Annotated in this window: 16 protein-coding genes; 6 read left to right on the forward strand and 10 right to left on the reverse strand. The window is 53.7% G+C overall.

Annotated elements, in window-relative coordinates:
• Window positions 1-6: 6 nt before the first annotated feature.
• The gene (gene ubiU / locus E2566_RS03455; RefSeq protein WP_107167888.1) at window positions 7-1,002 is read right to left on the reverse strand and encodes a ubiquinone anaerobic biosynthesis protein UbiU; all 996 of its coding nucleotides are present in this window, start codon (window positions 1,000-1,002) and stop codon (window positions 7-9) included.
• A gap of 354 nt (window positions 1,003-1,356) precedes the next feature.
• Between ubiU and ubiT the strand changes: the two genes are divergently transcribed.
• Together ubiT and E2566_RS03465 are read left to right on the forward strand one after the other, a co-directional pair.
• The gene (gene ubiT, locus E2566_RS03460) at window positions 1,357-1,881 is read left to right on the forward strand and encodes a ubiquinone anaerobic biosynthesis accessory factor UbiT (RefSeq protein WP_107167887.1); all 525 of its coding nucleotides are present in this window, start codon (window positions 1,357-1,359) and stop codon (window positions 1,879-1,881) included.
• Window positions 1,875-2,417, forward strand: coding sequence for a GNAT family N-acetyltransferase (locus E2566_RS03465; protein ID WP_107167886.1), 543 nt, complete (start codon window positions 1,875-1,877; stop codon window positions 2,415-2,417). The genes ubiT and E2566_RS03465 overlap by 7 nt, the downstream gene beginning before the upstream one ends.
• 11 nt (window positions 2,418-2,428) lie before the next feature.
• Here the strand turns inward: E2566_RS03465 and E2566_RS03470 are convergent, their stop codons facing one another.
• Entirely contained in the window at window positions 2,429-2,728 is a 300-nt protein-coding gene (locus E2566_RS03470) for a GIY-YIG nuclease family protein (protein WP_107167885.1), read from the reverse strand.
• A gap of 1,058 nt (window positions 2,729-3,786) precedes the next feature.
• Here E2566_RS03470 and deoA point away from each other — a divergent pair.
• The 3 genes from deoA (at window position 3,787) to deoD (ending at window position 7,193) form a co-directional block, all read left to right on the forward strand.
• Window positions 3,787-5,115 carry a thymidine phosphorylase gene (gene deoA / locus E2566_RS03475; protein ID WP_107167884.1) on the forward strand — a complete coding sequence of 443 codons (1,329 nt, stop codon included), beginning with the start codon at window positions 3,787-3,789 and terminating at the stop codon, window positions 5,113-5,115.
• 89 nt (window positions 5,116-5,204) lie between these two features.
• Window positions 5,205-6,428 carry a phosphopentomutase gene (gene deoB, locus E2566_RS03480; RefSeq protein ID WP_107167883.1) on the forward strand — a complete coding sequence of 408 codons (1,224 nt, stop codon included), beginning with the start codon at window positions 5,205-5,207 and terminating at the stop codon, window positions 6,426-6,428.
• Window positions 6,429-6,473: 45 nt separating this feature from the next.
• Window positions 6,474-7,193 (forward strand): purine-nucleoside phosphorylase, encoded by a 720-nt coding sequence (gene deoD / locus E2566_RS03485; RefSeq protein WP_039485937.1) that lies wholly within the window; start codon window positions 6,474-6,476, stop codon window positions 7,191-7,193.
• Window positions 7,194-7,243: 50 nt separating this feature from the next.
• Here deoD and E2566_RS03490 read toward each other — a convergent pair whose 3' ends face one another.
• From E2566_RS03490 to E2566_RS03520, 7 genes are all read right to left on the reverse strand, one after another.
• Window positions 7,244-8,992, reverse strand: coding sequence for an ABC transporter ATP-binding protein/permease (locus E2566_RS03490; protein ID WP_107167882.1), 1,749 nt, complete (start codon window positions 8,990-8,992; stop codon window positions 7,244-7,246).
• A 48-nt stretch (window positions 8,993-9,040) separates the two neighbouring features.
• Entirely contained in the window at window positions 9,041-11,536 is a 2,496-nt protein-coding gene (locus E2566_RS03495) for a TonB-dependent siderophore receptor (RefSeq protein WP_107167881.1), read from the reverse strand.
• A 145-nt stretch (window positions 11,537-11,681) separates the two neighbouring features.
• Window positions 11,682-12,644 (reverse strand): FecR domain-containing protein, encoded by a 963-nt coding sequence (locus tag E2566_RS03500; protein ID WP_107167880.1) that lies wholly within the window; start codon window positions 12,642-12,644, stop codon window positions 11,682-11,684.
• A complete protein-coding gene (locus E2566_RS03505) occupies window positions 12,641-13,183 on the reverse strand; it encodes a sigma-70 family RNA polymerase sigma factor (RefSeq protein WP_107167879.1) in 543 nt (180 codons plus the stop codon). The genes E2566_RS03500 and E2566_RS03505 overlap by 4 nt, the downstream gene beginning before the upstream one ends.
• A 220-nt stretch (window positions 13,184-13,403) precedes the next feature.
• Window positions 13,404-13,883 (reverse strand): discoidin domain-containing protein, encoded by a 480-nt coding sequence (locus tag E2566_RS03510; RefSeq protein ID WP_107167878.1) that lies wholly within the window; start codon window positions 13,881-13,883, stop codon window positions 13,404-13,406.
• Between the two features lie 313 nt (window positions 13,884-14,196).
• Window positions 14,197-14,640 carry a ribosomal protein S18-alanine N-acetyltransferase gene (rimI, locus tag E2566_RS03515; protein WP_107167876.1) on the reverse strand — a complete coding sequence of 148 codons (444 nt, stop codon included), beginning with the start codon at window positions 14,638-14,640 and terminating at the stop codon, window positions 14,197-14,199.
• The gene (locus E2566_RS03520; RefSeq protein ID WP_107167875.1) at window positions 14,609-15,022 is read right to left on the reverse strand and encodes a DNA polymerase III subunit psi; all 414 of its coding nucleotides are present in this window, start codon (window positions 15,020-15,022) and stop codon (window positions 14,609-14,611) included. Before E2566_RS03520 ends, rimI begins: the two co-directional genes overlap by 32 nt.
• Window positions 15,023-15,181: 159 nt before the next feature.
• Between E2566_RS03520 and rsmC the strand changes: the two genes are divergently transcribed.
• Entirely contained in the window at window positions 15,182-16,225 is a 1,044-nt protein-coding gene (gene rsmC, locus E2566_RS03525; RefSeq protein WP_107167874.1) for a 16S rRNA (guanine(1207)-N(2))-methyltransferase RsmC, read from the forward strand.
• Between the two features lie 4 nt (window positions 16,226-16,229).
• Here rsmC and E2566_RS03530 read toward each other — a convergent pair whose 3' ends face one another.
• On the reverse strand, window positions 16,230-17,222 hold the full coding sequence (locus E2566_RS03530; protein WP_107167873.1) for an aldo/keto reductase: 993 nt from the start codon (window positions 17,220-17,222) through the stop codon (window positions 16,230-16,232).
• Between the last annotated feature and the right edge of the window lie 64 nt (window positions 17,223-17,286).

The following is a 17,286-nucleotide window of genomic DNA, read 5'->3' on the forward strand; positions in this document are numbered from 1 at the left end:
CTCCTGCTACTGCCATTTACGGTGATACGCGCCGAGCGTGGTTTGCGTGCCTTCTGCCACTGCGCCTAACGCATCCATCCAGGCCTGAGTGGGTATGAATGTTTCAGGATTGGCACGGCAGCGATCGATAGCTTGTCTCCACACTTGTGTAATCTGGCTGACGTAAGCTGGGCTGCGTTGACGACCCTCTATCTTCACGGAAGCAATATTGGCAGCCATCAGTTCAGGCAGAAGCTCCAGCGTGTTCAGGCTGGTTGGCTCTTCCAGCGCATGATAGCGCTGTCCATCGACCAAATAGCGGCCTTTACATAGTGTCGGATAACCAGCGTTTTCATCGTCCTGATAGCGGTCGATCAGAATATTGTTCAGGCGTGATTCCATGCCGTTTTCCGTTTGCTGCCAGCGAACAAACCGAGCGGGCGAGCAGGCACCTACGGTATTCGGTGATTCACCGGTCAGATAAGAAGAGAGATAGCAGCGGCCTTCCGCCATGATGCACAGGCTACCGAAGGCGAAAACTTCGAGCGGCACCGGACTGGTACGAGCGATTTGCTTTACCTGATGGATGGACAACACGCGTGGCAGCACGATACGTGAGACATCGAAGTGACGATGATAGAAACGAATCGCTTCGGTGTTTGTCGCGGAAGCCTGCACCGACACATGGCGTTCAATGTTGGGGTAGCGCTCGGCGGCATATTCCAACATGGCGAGATCGGCGAGGATCAGCACGTCGGCGCCGATCTGCGCGGCCATATCGACGGCACGCTGCCAGCGCTGATAGCCGTCCGGGTGAGCAAACGTATTGATAGCGATATGCAGCTTACGCCGATGACGATGCACGTATTCGCGTGCTTCCTGTAGTTTCTTATCGGTAAAGTTCAGCCCGGCAAAATGACGTGCATTGGTGTCATCTTTCAGGCCGATATAGACCGCATCTGCGCCATTATCGATGGCAGCTTTCAGTGCTGGCAGGTTGCCAGCGGGGCAAAGCAGTTCCATACACAATCCTTCATTAATCCCTTCGGGCCGTAGCGGGTCGGTACGATCAATGATGTTCAGACTGATACCGCTTTTATGACGGGCGTTTTGCCAGCCACTCTTGCGGGTCGTCGTAAGCGATTATTTATCAGTCGATGAATGTTGTTAACGATTGGGAATCTTAATTAACCCATCAGGTAAGGACTTTGATTTAAGGCAGTTTATGGTGCTAATCGTCGCGCAAGGACAAAATCTGTTGGGCATAATCGGATAAGCGACTAAATTATTGACATAGACCCCTGCCGCTTGCGGTGGATGTGGCAAAATGTTTGCAGATTATCTGAACAGTCAGATTGCTTTAAGAGGAGTATGCCAGTGTTGGAAAAACTACGAGCGCAGATTGTGCGTCAGGGGCCGAGCTTATTAGGTAAGCCACTCAAGTTCACCCCCTTTGCGCTACAGCGTCAGGTTTTGGAACAGATGTTGGGCTGGCAGTTCCGTCAGGCGCTGGAAGAGGGCGATCTGGTATTTCTCGAAAGCCGCTGGCTGAAAATTGAGGTGCGTGATGTCGGTTTGCAGTGGTTTATGACGCTGCGTGATGGTCGTCTGGTGGTCAGTCACGATGAGACGCCGGATGTCAGCTTTAGTGCGGATGCTAACGATCTGATTTTAATCGCCGCGCGCAAAGAAGATCCCGATACGCTGTTTTTCCAGCGTCGTCTGCGCATTGAGGGCGATACCGAGTTAGGTTTGTATGTGAAGAACCTGATGGATGCCATTGAGCTCGAAGCCATGCCAGCGCCGCTGCGTATCGGCCTGCTGCAACTGGCGAACTTTGTTGAAGCAGGCTTACAGGAGGGCGTGGTGCAGACAACGAATCACGCGCCAGTATCATGCTAATTCGGGTGGAAATTCCCGTTGATGCCGCAGGGATCGACAGCTTATTGCGCCGTTCTTTTCCTACGGGGGCGGAAGCCGATCTAGTACATCAACTGCGTGAAGACGGCTTATTGACGCTTGGCGTGGTAGCCACCGACGATGAAGGCGGCGTGGTGGGCTACGCCGCATTCAGCCCGGTGCTGATCGAAGGTGAGGATCGGCAGTGGGTGGCGCTTGCGCCGTTGGCGGTAGACGAAAGTCTGCGCCGACAAGGCATGGGGGAGAAGCTGGTCTACGAAGGGCTGGATGCGCTGAATGAATTTAGCTACACCGCCGTCGTCGTGCTGGGTGAGCCGGCTTACTATTCCCGCTTTGGTTTTGTTCCGGCTACCGAGCACCAGTTGCATTGTCGCTGGCCGGACAGTGAATCGACTTTTCAGGTCTACCCACTGGCGGACAATCAGGTTGCTGGTGAAGAGTCGTCTGAAGGCGAAAGCGGATTTGAACAGGCGATCGGGCTGGTTGAATATGCAGAGCCGTTTAACCGCTTTCTCTAACCGATAGCGTATCAATACAGTGTGTCTGAAATGTATAGTGTCTGAGGCTGGTCTTGTACCAGCCTTTCTTTTTGTTTTTTGCTCAACTGCTTAATACGATGTTCCAGTTTGAGCGCGTTTGAGCGATCGCCCGCCAGGCAGTGAAACACCAGCGTCAACTCGCCTTTCCCCCGTAGCGCTTTTGCCCCTTTTCCCGTTTGATGTTGATTCAGGCGGCGGCCGATATCCGTCGTAATCCCCGTGTACAGCGCCCCGTTGACCATGCGCAGCATGTACAGATACCAGAGGGTATGTTCAGCGTCTTCAGTCATGGTTTTGTCAGTGGTTTCTCTGAAACAGTCTGGTTGGCGGTCAGTTTAGGACGCTTATTCTGCTACGTGAAGTGCCGCGTCACTGTTGTTAAGTACTCCGGCATTCATTCAACAGGCGAAGGCTGAATTTATCAAAAGCCGTGGAGATAATTTCAGCTATAAGCTTCTGCTGGGCGATCGAGAACCTGCATTGGATTACCGGAAGCCTTCTTCAGGGAAATAATTTTCCTGCGGTTTTTCCCTGTGCCTAGGGAGAAGCCGCTATGCTTACTCTATGCTCTTAACCAGAGGCATCAGGCGGTTTTTACTCGAGTGTTGCGCTGATGATATAGCGTTCCCGTTATTCACCTGATTAACCTTCCTGAGGGCAGTTTATGTGATTAAAATCACATATAATAACCATCTATTGCATTCCTCTTACATCAAGTGTGAATGAATGCACAAAATAGCCAGGCGCAGCGTGTTCAAATATCTGATGTGTTCACGTGCCTACATAGTTTCTTCCAGTATTGTTCTTTCGGTGTTGAAGCCATCGCAGGATGAACGGTAGAGGAAGGCAGATTGCGGTGAGAAGGATCTCAGTGCCGTTACAGGTTGTATCTCCTGAGCGCCATCTTCAAGGAACCAAGTCCGCTCGCCAAACGTGCTGGTTTACGCCAGTTAATGTTCAGGGCCGGCTAGACCGGCTGACGAGTTGGAGAGTTATATGATCAAGCTGACCATAGCCGCGCAACGTGCGCTGACGCTGATGGGGTTAACCACGTTTTATCGCCTCTGGCGAAAAAGATCCTGCGTGAGTAAGAAACCCCGCCATCTATCTGCAACTGGCGGACGATATCATGGGTGCTGAAGTAGACCCGTCTGCTGGCAACGCTTGAGTACGCCGTTTCTGCTCAACAGAACTGCGCTTAATCACGCGCACACGGCGCACTGTTTTATTCGTGAAAACATTTCATTCATGACAGCATTTTGTTTATGACTACATCGGTTCACCACAGCAAATGTGCTTGCAGAGACTGGCTGCTGAGCCATATCAGAATTCATCAGGAGTACAGACCTTGTTTCTGATTCAGGAAATTATTCGTAAGAAGCGCGATGGAAAAGCTCTGAGCGAAGAAGAAATCCGCTTCTTTATTAACGGTATTCGTGACAATACCGTCTCTGAAGGTCAGATTGCCGCTTTGGCGATGACCATTTATTTTCACGATATGTCGATGGATGAGCGCGTGGCGCTGACGTTGGCGATGCGTGATTCCGGTACGGTACTGGACTGGAAAAGCCTGAACCTGAACGGCCCGCTGGTGGACAAACATTCTACCGGCGGCGTGGGAGATGTGACCTCGTTGATGCTGGGGCCAATGGTTGCCGCCTGTGGGGGCTATGTCCCGATGATCTCCGGGCGCGGCTTAGGGCATACCGGCGGCACGTTGGATAAGCTTGAAGCGATTCCGGGACTGGATATTTTCCCGAACGATGACCATTTTCGTCGTATCATTCAGCAGGTTGGCGTCGCGATTATTGGACAAACTTCATCGTTGGCTCCGGCGGATAAGCGCTTTTACGCCACGCGTGACATTACTGCTACGGTCGATTCAATTCCACTGATCACCGCATCGATTCTGGCGAAGAAACTGGCTGAAGGGCTGGACGCGTTAGTGATGGACGTCAAAGTCGGCTCTGGGGCGTTTATGCCAACTTATGAACTGTCCGAACAGTTGGCGCAGGCGATTGTCGGTGTGGCGAACAATGCGGGATGCCGCACCAGCGCACTACTGACGGACATGAATCAGGTGTTGGCCTCCAGCGCGGGGAATGCGCTGGAAGTGCGTGAAGCCGTGCGTTTCTTGACGGGGGAGCACCGTAATCCACGCTTGTATGATGTTACTATGGCGCTATGTGGTGAGATGCTGCTAGCGGGCGGGCTGGCAAACTCGGCGGACGATGCACACTCACGTTTGCAGGCCGTGTTGGATAATGGTAAAGCCGCCGACGTCTTTGGCCGCATGGTTGCTGCACAGCGTGGACCGGGCGATTTTGTCGAACACTACGATCGTTACCTGCCGATGGCGACCTTAAGTAAGCCAGTGTTCGCCGCGCGTGAAGGCATTGTGACCGCGATGGATACCCGTGCACTGGGAATGGCTGTCGTCTCGCTGGGCGGCGGACGCCGTCAGGCGACGGATACGATCGATTACAGTGTCGGTCTGGATAGCATGATCAGTCTGGGTGAGCGCGTTGATGCGCAGCGCCCGCTGGCGGTGATCCACGCCAATACGGAAGCGCAGTGGCAGCAGGCGGCGAATGAAGTCCGGGCTGCGATCCAGTTGGGTGACACTGCACCAGAAAAGACCCCGATGGTTTATCGTCGGGTGAGTGCGGAAGCGTGATTGCGTAGGGTTGGCGATAGGTCGTCTTGAATTGATTTTCCCCTGCCGATAGGTGGGGCGTTAGCGCATCGCTGCGCAGGAGAGAAAAAATGAAACGTGCATATATTATGGTTCTCGACTCGTTTGGCATCGGCAGCAGTGCTGATGCAGAACGTTTTGGTGATGTGGGTTCGGATACGCTGGGCCATATCGCTCAGGCGTGTGCGGCGGGAACGGCGGATAAAGGGCGTAGCGGTACGCTGCATTTGCCGAATCTGAGCCGTTTGGGTCTGGGCAAAGCGGCTGAGGCTTCAACGGGGACGTTTCCAGTAGGGTTAGATGAACACGCCGACATCATCGGTGCTTATGCGCACGCCAGCGAAATCTCCTCGGGCAAAGATACACCGTCTGGCCACTGGGAGATTGCCGGTGTACCTGTCCTGTTCGACTGGGGCTATTTTAAAGATGAAGAAAACAGTTTTCCGCAGGCGTTGCTGGATAAACTGGTAAAACGCGCCAATCTGCCGGGCTACCTGGGCAACTGCCACTCTTCCGGTACGGTGATTCTGGATCAGTTAGCTGAAGAACACATGAAAACCGGCAAGCCGATTTTCTACACCTCTGCGGATTCCGTGTTCCAGATTGCCTGCCATGAAGAGACGTTCGGTCTGGATAAGCTGTATGAGCTGTGTGAGATTGCCCGCGAAGAGCTGACCGAAGGCGGCTATAACATTGGGCGCGTGATCGCACGTCCGTTTATCGGCGACAAACCCGGCAACTTCGAGCGTACTGGCAACCGTCACGATCTGGCCGTTGAACCACCTGCGCCTACCATCCTGAAAAAAATGGTGGATGAAAAAGGGGGCGAAGTGGTTTCCGTCGGTAAAATTGCGGATATCTACGCGCAGGTCGGTATTACCAAAAAGGTGAAGGCGACTGGTCTTGATGCGCTGTTTGATGCCACGCTGAAAGAAATGGATAGCGCGGGCGACAATACTATCGTGTTTACCAACTTTGTTGATTTCGACTCAGCCTACGGCCACCGCCGTGACATTCCGGGCTATGCCGCCGCGCTGGAGCTGTTTGACCGTCGCCTGCCAGAATTGATGTCCCGCGTGAAAGGCGATGACATATTGATTCTGACGGCTGACCACGGCTGTGATCCGAGCTGGCACGGCACCGATCATACCCGCGAAAATGTACCGGTGTTGATCTATGGGCCGAAAGTGAAGCCGGGATCGTACGGTCACCGTGAAACCTTCGCCGACATTGGGCAGACGGTTGCTGCCTACTTTGGCCTGTCGCCTATGGACTACGGCAAATCGATACTGTAAAACACGTCGTTTTTACGTGAACTTGATTAATTAAGGAATAAACGCATGGCTACGCCACATATTAATGCAGAAATGGGTGATTTCGCGGACGTTGTACTGATGCCGGGCGACCCGCTGCGTGCTAAGTATATTGCAGAGACCTTTCTGGAAAATGCCCGCGAAGTGAACAACGTGCGTGGCATGCTGGGTTTCACTGGCACGTATAAAGGCCGTAAAATTTCGGTCATGGGGCACGGTATGGGCATCCCATCCTGCTCGATCTACGCGAAAGAGCTGATCACTGAATTCGGTGTGAAGAAGATCATTCGTGTGGGTTCCTGCGGCGCGGTGCGTGAAGACGTTCAATTGCGCGACGTGGTGATCGGTATGGGAGCCTGTACGGATTCCAAAGTGAACCGTATGCGTTTCAAAGATCACGACTATGCGGCGATTGCCGATTTCGATATGGTGCGCAATGCCGTTGATGCCGCCAAAGCGCGCGATGTTTCTGTGCGCGTAGGTAACATCTTCTCCGCCGATCTGTTCTACACGCCAGACCCGCAGATGTTCGACGTGATGGAAAAATACGGCATCCTGGGTGTGGAAATGGAAGCGGCCGGTATCTACGGCGTAGCGGCAGAGTTCGGTGCGAAAGCGTTGGCAATCTGTACCGTTTCTGACCACATTCGTACCGGTGCACAAACCACGTCAGAAGAACGTCAAAATACGTTCAATGAGATGATCGAGATCGCGCTGGAATCCGTTCTGCTGGGCGATAACGAGTAATATCATCACAGCCCGGACATTCGCTCCGGGCTATGTTTCTCCCGTTTTCTTCACACCTTTCCGTAAGAAACCTGCTGATTGTCCGCCTCTTGCCGCGCAACAGACAGATCGATAGCGTGTTTCCCTGCTTCCTTTTTTTCCTCTGGGGCAAGTGGCGTTAACCGTATCTGATACGTGAAACAATCCAGCACGGCGGGCTGATGGCTGACGGCCAGCACGATGGTGTGTGGTAGCGCTATCCTGATGTGATCTAACAGCTGAAGCGCCGCTGCATCATCGAGCTGGCTGGTGGCTTCATCCAGACAAAGCAGTGTCGGGCGCAGCAGTAGCGCACGCGCGAGTGACAGGCGCTGTTGTTCACCGCCCGACAGCTCTCGGCTCCAGTTTGCTTTGTCATCCAGACGAGAAATCAGTGAGGCGAGTCCGGTGTGTTCCAGTACCGTGATCAATTGTACGGTATCGGCTAGCTGTGCCTGTGGGTAACACAATACCTGACGCAATGTATCCTGTGGTAAATAGGTTTTTTGCGGCAAGAAGAGTGCTTGACCTACCGGAAAACGACATTCTCCTTGCGATACCGGCCACAGCCCAGCCAGCGCACGCAGTAGCGTAGTTTTCCCACTGCCGCTGGCTGCGCTGAGTACTGCCCATTCACCCGCCTGAAGCGTAAGTGTCAGCGGGGCGAAATACGGCGAACCATCGGGGCGTGGTATGGATAGCGCATTGATAGACAAGGCATGTCCTTCACGGCACGGTGCGTCTGGCGTCGGTAATTGCTGCAAGCGGTGCTGAAACTCCCACAGCCGCTCAATGGTGGAAGACCATTGAACCAACTGACGATAGGCATCGATGAACCAGCCAAAGGCATCCAGCACATAGCCGAAGGCGGATCGCGCCTGCATAATTGCTCCAAGGCTAACCTGACGGGCAAGAAACAGCGGCAGGGTGGCGAAAACGGGGATAATCAGGCTGAAGCGGAAATAGCTGGTGGTAAAGCTTTCTAACCGAAATTCCCGCGCCATTAAACGCTGCCAGTTTTGCACGATGGGCTGAAAGTGTTGCCGCATCCGCTGCTGCTCGGCGTCGCTGCCCTGATAAAACGCAATTTGCTCGCTGTTGTCCCGCACTCGCAGCAGCGTGGCTCGGTAGTCCGCTTCTGTCCGCTGACGCTCAATATTCAGTTTGTGTAGGCGATGGCCCAGCCGATGCGTCACGATACTCGCAAGTGCAGCGTAGGCGAGGGCAATCCACACCAGATAGCCGTGTATCGTGAGGGTATAGCCGCTTAATGTGAAGGTATGGACGCCGGAAAGCTGCCAGAGAATGGCGATGAAGGAGAAGAACCGGGCGGTATTTTTTAACAGCGAGAGCAGGAGTTCGAGGCTTTGCTCGATCAGCAGGCGAATATCTTCTGCAATGCGCTGATCGGGGTTATCCAGCCCTGAATTGAGCTGGTAGTGGGCGTGATTGCGCAGCCAGTCCTGTTCATATTGGCGTGTCATGGTATCGCGCCAGCGGATAATCAGCTGTTTCTTGAGCCAGTTTCCGCAGATGATCACCAGTACGAATAGCAGCGTGTAGGCAAGATAGCGCACCGCCATATCGTAGATTGATACGTGCTGAAAGTAGTCGGCCAGCGCGTCGTAAAAATCCCGACTCCAATTATTGTACTGCACGCTGATCCACACGACGGAGAGCGTCAGGCTCATAATCAGCAGCAGTAGCAGCCACAACAGCGTGGCGCGTGTGGTCAGCCAGAAAGGTGCAACCAGCGAATAAAAACGTTTAAGCGTTTGCATAATGGATTGAGCGATAGCCTGCCAGCAAAAGCCGGCAGGCGAGTGCGCTTAGAACTTCCACTTCGCGGTTAGCATGAAATTACGTGGGTCACCGTAATAGTTATTGCCGCTGAGATGGCGGTTATTCAGGTTCAAGTAGTAGGTTTTATCCGTCAGGTTATTGCCTACCAGATTGAAGCTCAGGTTTTTGCTGTACTGATAGCGGACATTGGCGTTAAACAATGTATAGCCGCCTTGATGCAGGCCATAAACCCGGTTAGGGTAAGTTTGCGTCTCGGTCTGCGCCGTCATACCCGCGCCAATCGTCCATTGATTCAACTCACCCGGCAGATTGTATGAGGTGTACAGCTTGAACATATGCTTCGGCGTGCGCGGGCTGAACTGTGCGGCCTTTTCGTTCGCGCTTCCTTCAAGAATTTTACTGTTAATCAGGGTATAACCCGTCTGAATCTGCCAGCCTTCAGCCAGTTTCCCTGTGACATCTAGCTCTACCCCCTGGCTTTGTACCTTGCCTTCTGGCTGGGAGCAACTGGTGCCGATCAGACAAACCGAGCTATTCGCGACGGCCATTGCCCGATTTTCCTGAATGATGCGGAACAGCGCCAGCGAGGTGTTCAGATCGCCATCAAAGAACTCGCCCTTCACGCCGGTTTCGTAGTTGGTGCCGGTAATGGCGGGCAACAACTTACCGCTGCTGTCCTTCTCGCTCTGCGGCTTGTAAATCTCGGCGTAGCTCAGGTACCAGGTATAGTTATCGGCAAAGTCCCACAGCAGGCCACCGTAAGGTACAAACTCATTACTGGCATGCAGGGTGCTGAGCGAAGACGTATTACGAATCTGATTCGTGAAGTATTCGTCATAGCTGTAGGCGCTGTAGCGACCGCCCAGAATCAACTTCCAGTCGTCTGCCAGTTCAAAACGGGCGGTAGCGAAAGCACCGCGCTGATACAAATTAAAACGGTCGTTATAATGGTTGTTGTAGAGACTCGTATTTGACCAGTCTGGCTCTGCCAGCGAATTCGGCTGCCAGTTGAAAATATTTACCGCATCCTTGTTGTCGATGCGAATGTGGTTGTTATCAAAATTTTCTTTCTGATAATCACCACCTACCACCAATTCGTGGCTGCGACCCAGCAGCTCGAACGGACCGCTCAGGCTCAAGTTGTAGCCCCACTGTTCGGCTTTATTGTCGTAGCGCAGATTATTGTTTAGCGACGAACTCCCCGTTGCCGGATTGACGCCGCTTGTGCCGTTCATGATACCGATATAACTGCTCGCCGCGCGGGAGTGGATATAGTTCAGCGCGGTTTTTAGCGTCCAGTCATTGTCGAACTGGTGTTCCAGTTCGACGAATGGGTTAATTTTTTCAAATTCGATGCGGTTCCAGCTTGCGCCCAGATAGGTCGATCGAGGCAGGTTCAGGCTGCTTTTATTGGTGGCAAACGGGACGCCATACACATCCGGCACGCCTCGGGTTTTTTGCCAGTTGATGCCGCCGGTGACGGTGGTGGAGGGTGTCAGATCGTAGGCCAGCGTGCCGAACAGCACTTTTCTTTCACTATGCTCGTAATCTTTAACGCTTTGCTTATCCTGATAAACGCCAACGAGACGGCCGCGTAGGCTGGCATCGTCGTTCAGCGGCCCAGAAACGTCGAGTTCACTGCGATAATTATCCCAACTGCCCGCGCCAACGCTGCCAGATGCCTGAAAGTTGTGAGTAGGTTGCTTACGTACCAGATTCACGGTGCCGCCGGGTTCGCCATTTCCCTGTGACAAACCGGATGCGCCGCGCAGGATCTCGACGCGGTCATAAATTGCCAGATCGGGTGATTCGCTTGAAGACTGAACGGCGCCCATGTTGGATACGCTGTTTTGGCTGGAGAAATTAATGCCGTCTTCTTTGATATTATCCACCACGAAAGCGCGCGATTCGTATTTCACCTGATAGCTGTTCTGATTGACCACGTTGATGCCGGTGGTTTGTTTCATCGCTTCATCCAGTGATGTCATATTCTGATCGTCCATGCGCTGGCGTGTGACGACGCTCACTGACTGCGGCGTTTCTCGCGGCGACAAAGCTAACTGTGTCGCGGTGTTCATGCTGCGCGTGGTGTAGGACTGTGTCCCTTCGGTCACGCCGTTGCGGTTGACGCCCGCCACGATCAGCATTTCATCTCCTTGCGGTATTCTCTGTAAACGCCAGACGCCGTTAGGCTGCGGCATCACCTGAAGCCCGCTTCCTGCCAGCAGCGTCGCGAATCCGCCATCCACGCTGTAATTCCCTTGCAGAGAGGGCCCCGTTTTCCCCGTTGCCAACTGTGCATCGCCGACCAGATAAACGCCCGACTGGGTGGCAAACTGGTTGAGTTGCTGGTTAAGCGGCCCGGCAGAGATGGAATAGGTTTTGGTTGCCGCCGCGACTGCTGTTTCTGCCGCGGTGGCGGTGGAGTGCACGAACAGCGGTGCGCCGCACAGCAACAGATGAACGGCAATCGCCAGTTTGGAAGGAGTGCGCTGTGTAGAGAAAAATGGAATCAATGCCATGAAAGTTCGCCTTCTGACCCAGAGTAAAAATTGGTGGTTTTACTGTGAATCGAACGACAGTCGAAAAAGGGGAACTCAAAAGAGAAAATTTTTTGTCTTTATTCCAAAAACGGTCTCTAAAAAGGTGACTGGTATAAGAACGATATCAGCGCGGTTCGACGGTCACCCACCACGGAAAACGCCGATGGATGCGGACGGGAAAGGCCTGCGCCAGCATATTCAGCGCCATGTCAGTATCGATTAAGGGGAAGGTACCCATCACGCGTAGATCAGCGATAGCGGGTTGGCACGCCAGATAGCCGTGGCGATAGCGTGACAGCTGCGCCACGACCTCACCCAGCGGCATGTTGTCTGCCTGTAACATGCCGTGTGACCAGTCGGCATCGTTCTGCTGATTGGGCTCGATGTTACCTTGACCGTCGGTGCCAAAACGCAGGTGATAGCCTGCGTTGACCCGACGTGCGGCGCTCGCGTACTTGGCGCTGACCTCGACCGCGTGTTGGTAAACGGTCAGCGTTGTGACGTCCGGTTCCTGCGCTACGCTAAAACGCGTGCCCAGCGCCTGCAAGTGCCCTTGTGCGGTGGTGACGAAGAAGGGGCGAGCATCGGCAGCGGTATCAATCAGAATATCGCCCGCCAGCAGCGCGATTTCCCGACGCTTATTGCTGTAGCGGATATCAATCGCGCTGGCGGTGTTCAGCCACAGCCGGGTGTTGTCCGGCAAGGTAAGCGATTTGATTTCTCCTACCGCACTGTGATGATCGGCCGTCATCGCCAGCAGCGAGCCTTTTAACGGTGTATGGTGATACGTCAGCCAGGAAAGTAATGAACCGGTACTGAGCAGTGCGGCGAGTTTGAGCGCACGACGGCGTGCCATTGATTCCGGCTTATGTAGTAGCGTATTCAATGCGGGCTGCTGACCGTCGCCGCGCAGCGGTTGGAAACGCTGGCTGACGGTTTGCACATAGTCCCAGGCATGACGATGTTCCTCGCTTTCCTCCATCCAGCGTTGCCAGTGGTGGTCGTGTTCATCGCCAGGTTCTCGATCGCACAGCTGAGCGTACCATTGCGATGCCTGCTGTAAGGCAATAAAACTGGGTTTATTCATAAGTGAGCGGCCTGAGCGTCCGCATCTATCTCTGCTTCCAGCAACACACAGTGCAGCATGGCCTGCGCCATATATTTCTTCACCATGCGTTCGGAAACGCCCAGCGCCTCGGCAATTTCCCGATAGGGTTGCCCTTGAACCTGCGCCATGATGAAAGCCGCACGCACCTTCTCTGGCAACGCACGCAGCATGGCATCGACTTGATATAAGGTTTCGAGAATGATGTTGCTGTCTTCCGCCGACAGGGCAACGGGTTCCGGCTGTTCGGCGAGCGAGATGAGCCACACTCGCTCAATTTCTCGCTTACGCCAGAGATCGATACACATGCCTTGTGCCATCACGCTTAGATAAGCTCGTGCGCCAGCGTGGCTGTCGAACTGGCGTGGTTTCAGTAATAGCCGTAAAAACACATCCTGCGCCAGATCGGCAGCATCACACAGATTCCCCAGTCGTTTACGTAATAGCCCCTGCAACCAGCCGTGGTGCTGACAATAGAGCTGATGCAGATCTGCTGAGGTATCAATATTGGCTGATGACATGTCAGGTGCCTGAAACGGATCGATCGGAGGTCAAATTTCAGGCGCATCTTAGTTGAGAATGATTTTTATTTCAACGCTAAGGAAAATGTGGATAACGCTACCAAAGGAGCGAGGTGGGGGGTTAAGGTTGGAATGCACCACGCCCGGTAATCGATTCAGGCGTGGTGAGGTTTAACGAAATAGAGATGGGTTGGTCTACGCGCCAGACCCTTCCAACACGTTACTTAATAGCCTGGGCTGGAACCTGCGCAGCGCTGTTAAAGCTGATCTCGTTGATGGCGCTCCACTTGTTCACATCGGTGCCAAACGTATCCAGCTTGAAGAATTTGGCTTTAACGGCAGGGAACGTGAATTTCTCGCCGTCTTTGGCGTTGTTAGAGGTAACCAGATTGTCAGCCAGTTTTTGCCAGCTTTTCCCATCAGTAGAGTAGGAAACGGAGAATTTCAGTTTGCGCTCGTCTGCTTTGAAAGGAACCAGCACAAAGTTCTCAACGGATTGTTCTTTATCCAGTTCTAACTGAACCCAGCTCTCACCATTTGCCGCCCAGCGCGTTTTTACGTCGCCATCGGCAATGTTGGCAGGCTTGTGGCCCTTGTCTGAATCGTAAGCGGAGGCCGTAACCGCCGTGACTTGTACCGCGTAAGCGGAAAGAGAGAATAAGCCGCACAGGAGCGTCGTAGCCAGAGTGTATTTTTTCATAGTAGTCCTCGTAGATAACGGATAAACCATGGCATGCCTGCAAACCAGAAACATGAAATGGAACCTTATTGTGATAAAAAAGAAACAAGGTTTTATTTATGACGATCACGTTGCGGGGATTTTTTTGTCGGAAAAAAAACCAGAGCGGGACGGGGTTCACATTATGGCATCCGCCGTATACTCGTCATACTTCAAGTTGCATGTGCGTTGGCCGCGTTCAGTCACCCGAATCACTTACCTGAGTAAGCTCATCGGGATTCCTTCTCTTGCCGCCTTCCTGAAACTCGAATTATTTAGAGTATAGATAAAGGGGTTAACCGAGTGGCAGCGCCATAAGAATGGCATCTTCCCGGCCTTGTGCCGTGGGGTAATAATCGCGGCGCACTGAGACTTCGTTAAAGCCCAGACTTTCATACAGCGCGATGGCTCGAGTGTTTGATTCGCGCACTTCCAGCCACAGCGTCAGAACGCCACGCCGCTCCATCTCATCGATCAAGTGTTCCAACAACTGGCGACCGAAACCCTGACGTTGATGGTCCGGGTGCACGGCGATATTGAACAGTGTCGCTTCATCCAACACGACTTGCGTGATGGCGTAAGCGGCAAGTTGCCCGTCATGGTTCAGCTTCAGGTTGACATAACGTTCACCCTGATTACTGACAAACGTTTTTTCTGTCCAGGGGAAGGCGTGGCTGGCTTGTTCAATTTTAAAAGCTTGTGCCAGGTCAGCTGGCGTCAGAGAAGATATCGTGTTCATGTTCACAGATCTGTTGCCATAACGCCCGTTTGGCGTCGGCATTTTGATGAAGTTCGGAAAGCAGAGGGCTGGAAAGCTGAACGCCCTGTAGCGCAATGGGGTCCGTTATGCCCAACCGCCAACTGTGGCAGTGTGCGTCGGCGGGCAGCATCTCGATCTGCTGCGGCGTCAGGCGATAGGCTTGCGCAGGCGTCAACGCCAGACTGTGCAAAACGTCGGCCAGCAGCGGTTCATCATCAGCCAGCGGCTCGGCGGAGACGATCACCAGACGCACCTGGTCGGGTAGACTGACGGCGATTTCGCCTTGCAGCACTGTCGGGCGACGCAGCGTCCACTGCGTAATCCCCAGTTGCTGTAGCAGCCTGTCACGTCTTGATTCCATGCGTTGTCCTGTCTGGCGGGCGAGAAAATAATTCGTGCCTATGCTAGCAAACCCCGTCAGGCTGCGCCAATGTCGGCGCGGTTATTTCCTCTCCGCTCTGCAACTTCGGGGACGAAGTGTATATAATCCCCCGTTCAATGATTAAGGAGCCGTAGCCTGATGTCCGCATTAACCCCCGCCAGTGAAGTTATACTGCGCCATAGTGACGAATTTCTTTCACGCCGCGTTTTGTTTGCCGGTGATTTGCAGGATACCCTGCCCGCGCAATTTGAGGCGGCGTCGGTGCGTGTCCATTGCAACCAATATCACCACTGGCAGCAGATGACAAAGCCGCTTGGAGAGAATGCGCAATTCGGTCTGGTGGCGGATGCGGCGCTGGTGGCGGATAGCGACACGCTGATTTATTACTGGCCGAAAAGCAAACAGGAAGCGGAATTCCAACTGCGTAATCTGTTGTCCTTGCTGCCTGTCGGCGCGGAGATCTTCGTGGTTGGAGAAAACCGCAGCGGCGTACGCAGTGCTGAAACTGTGCTGTCTGACTTTGTTGAACTGGTAAAAATCGACAGCGCGCGCCGCTGCGGGCTTTACCACGGTCGGATTGATAAGCAGGCCAACTTCACGCTGGATGAGTGGTGGGATGAGTATGTGACGGACGGCGTTACTGTTAAAACGCTTCCGGGCGTCTTCAGTCGTGATGACCTGGACCCAGGTAGCCGACTGCTGCTGTCTACGTTTGAACCGCACATGAAAGGTAAAGTGCTGGATATCGCCTGCGGTGCTGGCGTGTTGGCATCGGTGCTGGCGAAGCAGTCACCGAAAATCCGCCTGACGCTGAGCGATGTCAGCGCTGCGGCGGTGGAGTCCAGTAAGGCTACGCTGGCAGCGAACGCGCTGGAAGGCAGTGTGATTGCGAGTAATGTCTATTCAGACATCAATGGCCGCTTCGATATGATCGTGTCCAATCCGCCATTCCACGACGGCTTACAAACCAGCCTGCAAGCCGCGGAAATGCTGATTCGTGGTGCGGTGACCCATCTACCAATTGGTGGACAACTGCGCATCGTCGCTAACGCCTTCCTGCCTTATCCGGCGCTGTTAGATGCTGCATTTGGCAGCCATGAAGTGCTGGCGCAGACCGGGCGCTTCAAGGTGTATCAGGCCACCGTGGGTCGTCCGCCGCGTACAGGTAAAGGCCGTCGGTAAAAACCTACTGATTCAGGGCTGCCATACTCTCCTTGCCGTAGCGTTCACCTGCTGCGGCATCGGGCGGGAAGATGGCATCAATAGCGGCCAGTTCTTCTTTCGTTAGTGTGACATCCAGCGCCGCAACGTTTTCTTCCAGATAACGACGGCGTTTGGTGCCCGGAATTGGCACGATATGTTCGCCCTGCGCCAGTACCCATGCCAGTGCCAGCTGTGAGGGCGTGACCTGTTTTTCCTGCGCTAGTTGGTTAATTTTCTCTACCAGTTGCAGGTTTTTCCCGAAGTTTTCCTCAGAGAAACGTGGATTGGTGCGACGGAAATCGTCGACAGCCAAATCGTCCGGGCTACGGATTGCGCCCGTCAGAAAGCCGCGCCCGAGCGGGCTATAAGGCACAAAGCCGATGCCCAAACGCTCACAGGTCGGCAGAATCTCAGCTTCCATATCGCGCGTCCACAGTGAATATTCGCTCTGTAACGCCGTAATGGGGTGTACGCGATGTGCGCGCTCCAGCGTGGTGACAGAGGCTTCACTCAGGCCGATGTAGCGAATTTTACCTTCCTTAACCAGCTCGGCCAGCGCGCCGACCGTCTCTTCAATCGGCACGGCTGGATCGATACGATGTTGATAGTAAAGATCGATAACGTCCGTACCGAGCCGCGTCAGGCTGCCTTCTACCGCACGACGAATATAGTCCGGCTTACCGCAGACACCGCGTGCGTGGGGATTTGCCGGATCGCGCACGATGCCAAATTTGGTTGCCAAAAAGACCTGTTCGCGCTTGCCTTTTATCGCTTTGCCCAGCAGCAGTTCATTGGTATGAGGGCCATACATATCGGCGGTATCCAGCAGGGTGACGCCCAGTTCCAGCGCCCGATGCAACGTGGCGATGGACTCTTTTTCATCTTGCGCGGTGGAGTAAAAATCACTCATCCCCATGCAACCTAGCCCAATGGCTGAAACCTGCGGACCATTTGCTCCTAATTTGCGCTGTTGCATTGTCATCTTCCTCATCTCGTTGGCAGTGAGAGCAGTCTGGTTGTTTATCTGAAAAAGATAAATA

It is taken from the genome of Pectobacterium punjabense (assembly GCF_012427845.1).
Lineage (GTDB): Bacteria > Pseudomonadota > Gammaproteobacteria > Enterobacterales > Enterobacteriaceae > Pectobacterium > Pectobacterium punjabense.

Coding starts and splice junctions, on each gene's coding strand:
- E2566_RS03520 (WP_107167875.1), bottom strand. CDS start 15,022: ATGGAATCAAGACGTGACAGGCTGCTACAGCAACTGGGGATTACGCAG.
- E2566_RS03470 (WP_107167885.1), bottom strand. CDS start 2,728: ATGACTGAAGACGCTGAACATACCCTCTGGTATCTGTACATGCTGCGC.
- E2566_RS03510 (WP_107167878.1), bottom strand. CDS start 13,883: ATGAAAAAATACACTCTGGCTACGACGCTCCTGTGCGGCTTATTCTCT.
- E2566_RS03530 (WP_107167873.1), bottom strand. CDS start 17,222: ATGCAACAGCGCAAATTAGGAGCAAATGGTCCGCAGGTTTCAGCCATT.
- E2566_RS03465 (WP_107167886.1), top strand. CDS start 1,875: ATGCTAATTCGGGTGGAAATTCCCGTTGATGCCGCAGGGATCGACAGC.
- E2566_RS03490 (WP_107167882.1), bottom strand. CDS start 8,992: ATGCAAACGCTTAAACGTTTTTATTCGCTGGTTGCACCTTTCTGGCTG.
- E2566_RS03495 (WP_107167881.1), bottom strand. CDS start 11,536: ATGGCATTGATTCCATTTTTCTCTACACAGCGCACTCCTTCCAAACTG.
- deoD (WP_039485937.1), top strand. CDS start 6,474: ATGGCTACGCCACATATTAATGCAGAAATGGGTGATTTCGCGGACGTT.
- E2566_RS03505 (WP_107167879.1), bottom strand. CDS start 13,183: ATGTCATCAGCCAATATTGATACCTCAGCAGATCTGCATCAGCTCTAT.
- deoB (WP_107167883.1), top strand. CDS start 5,205: ATGAAACGTGCATATATTATGGTTCTCGACTCGTTTGGCATCGGCAGC.
- ubiU (WP_107167888.1), bottom strand. CDS start 1,002: ATGGAACTGCTTTGCCCCGCTGGCAACCTGCCAGCACTGAAAGCTGCC.
- rimI (WP_107167876.1), bottom strand. CDS start 14,640: ATGAACACGATATCTTCTCTGACGCCAGCTGACCTGGCACAAGCTTTT.
- rsmC (WP_107167874.1), top strand. CDS start 15,182: ATGTCCGCATTAACCCCCGCCAGTGAAGTTATACTGCGCCATAGTGAC.
- E2566_RS03500 (WP_107167880.1), bottom strand. CDS start 12,644: ATGAATAAACCCAGTTTTATTGCCTTACAGCAGGCATCGCAATGGTAC.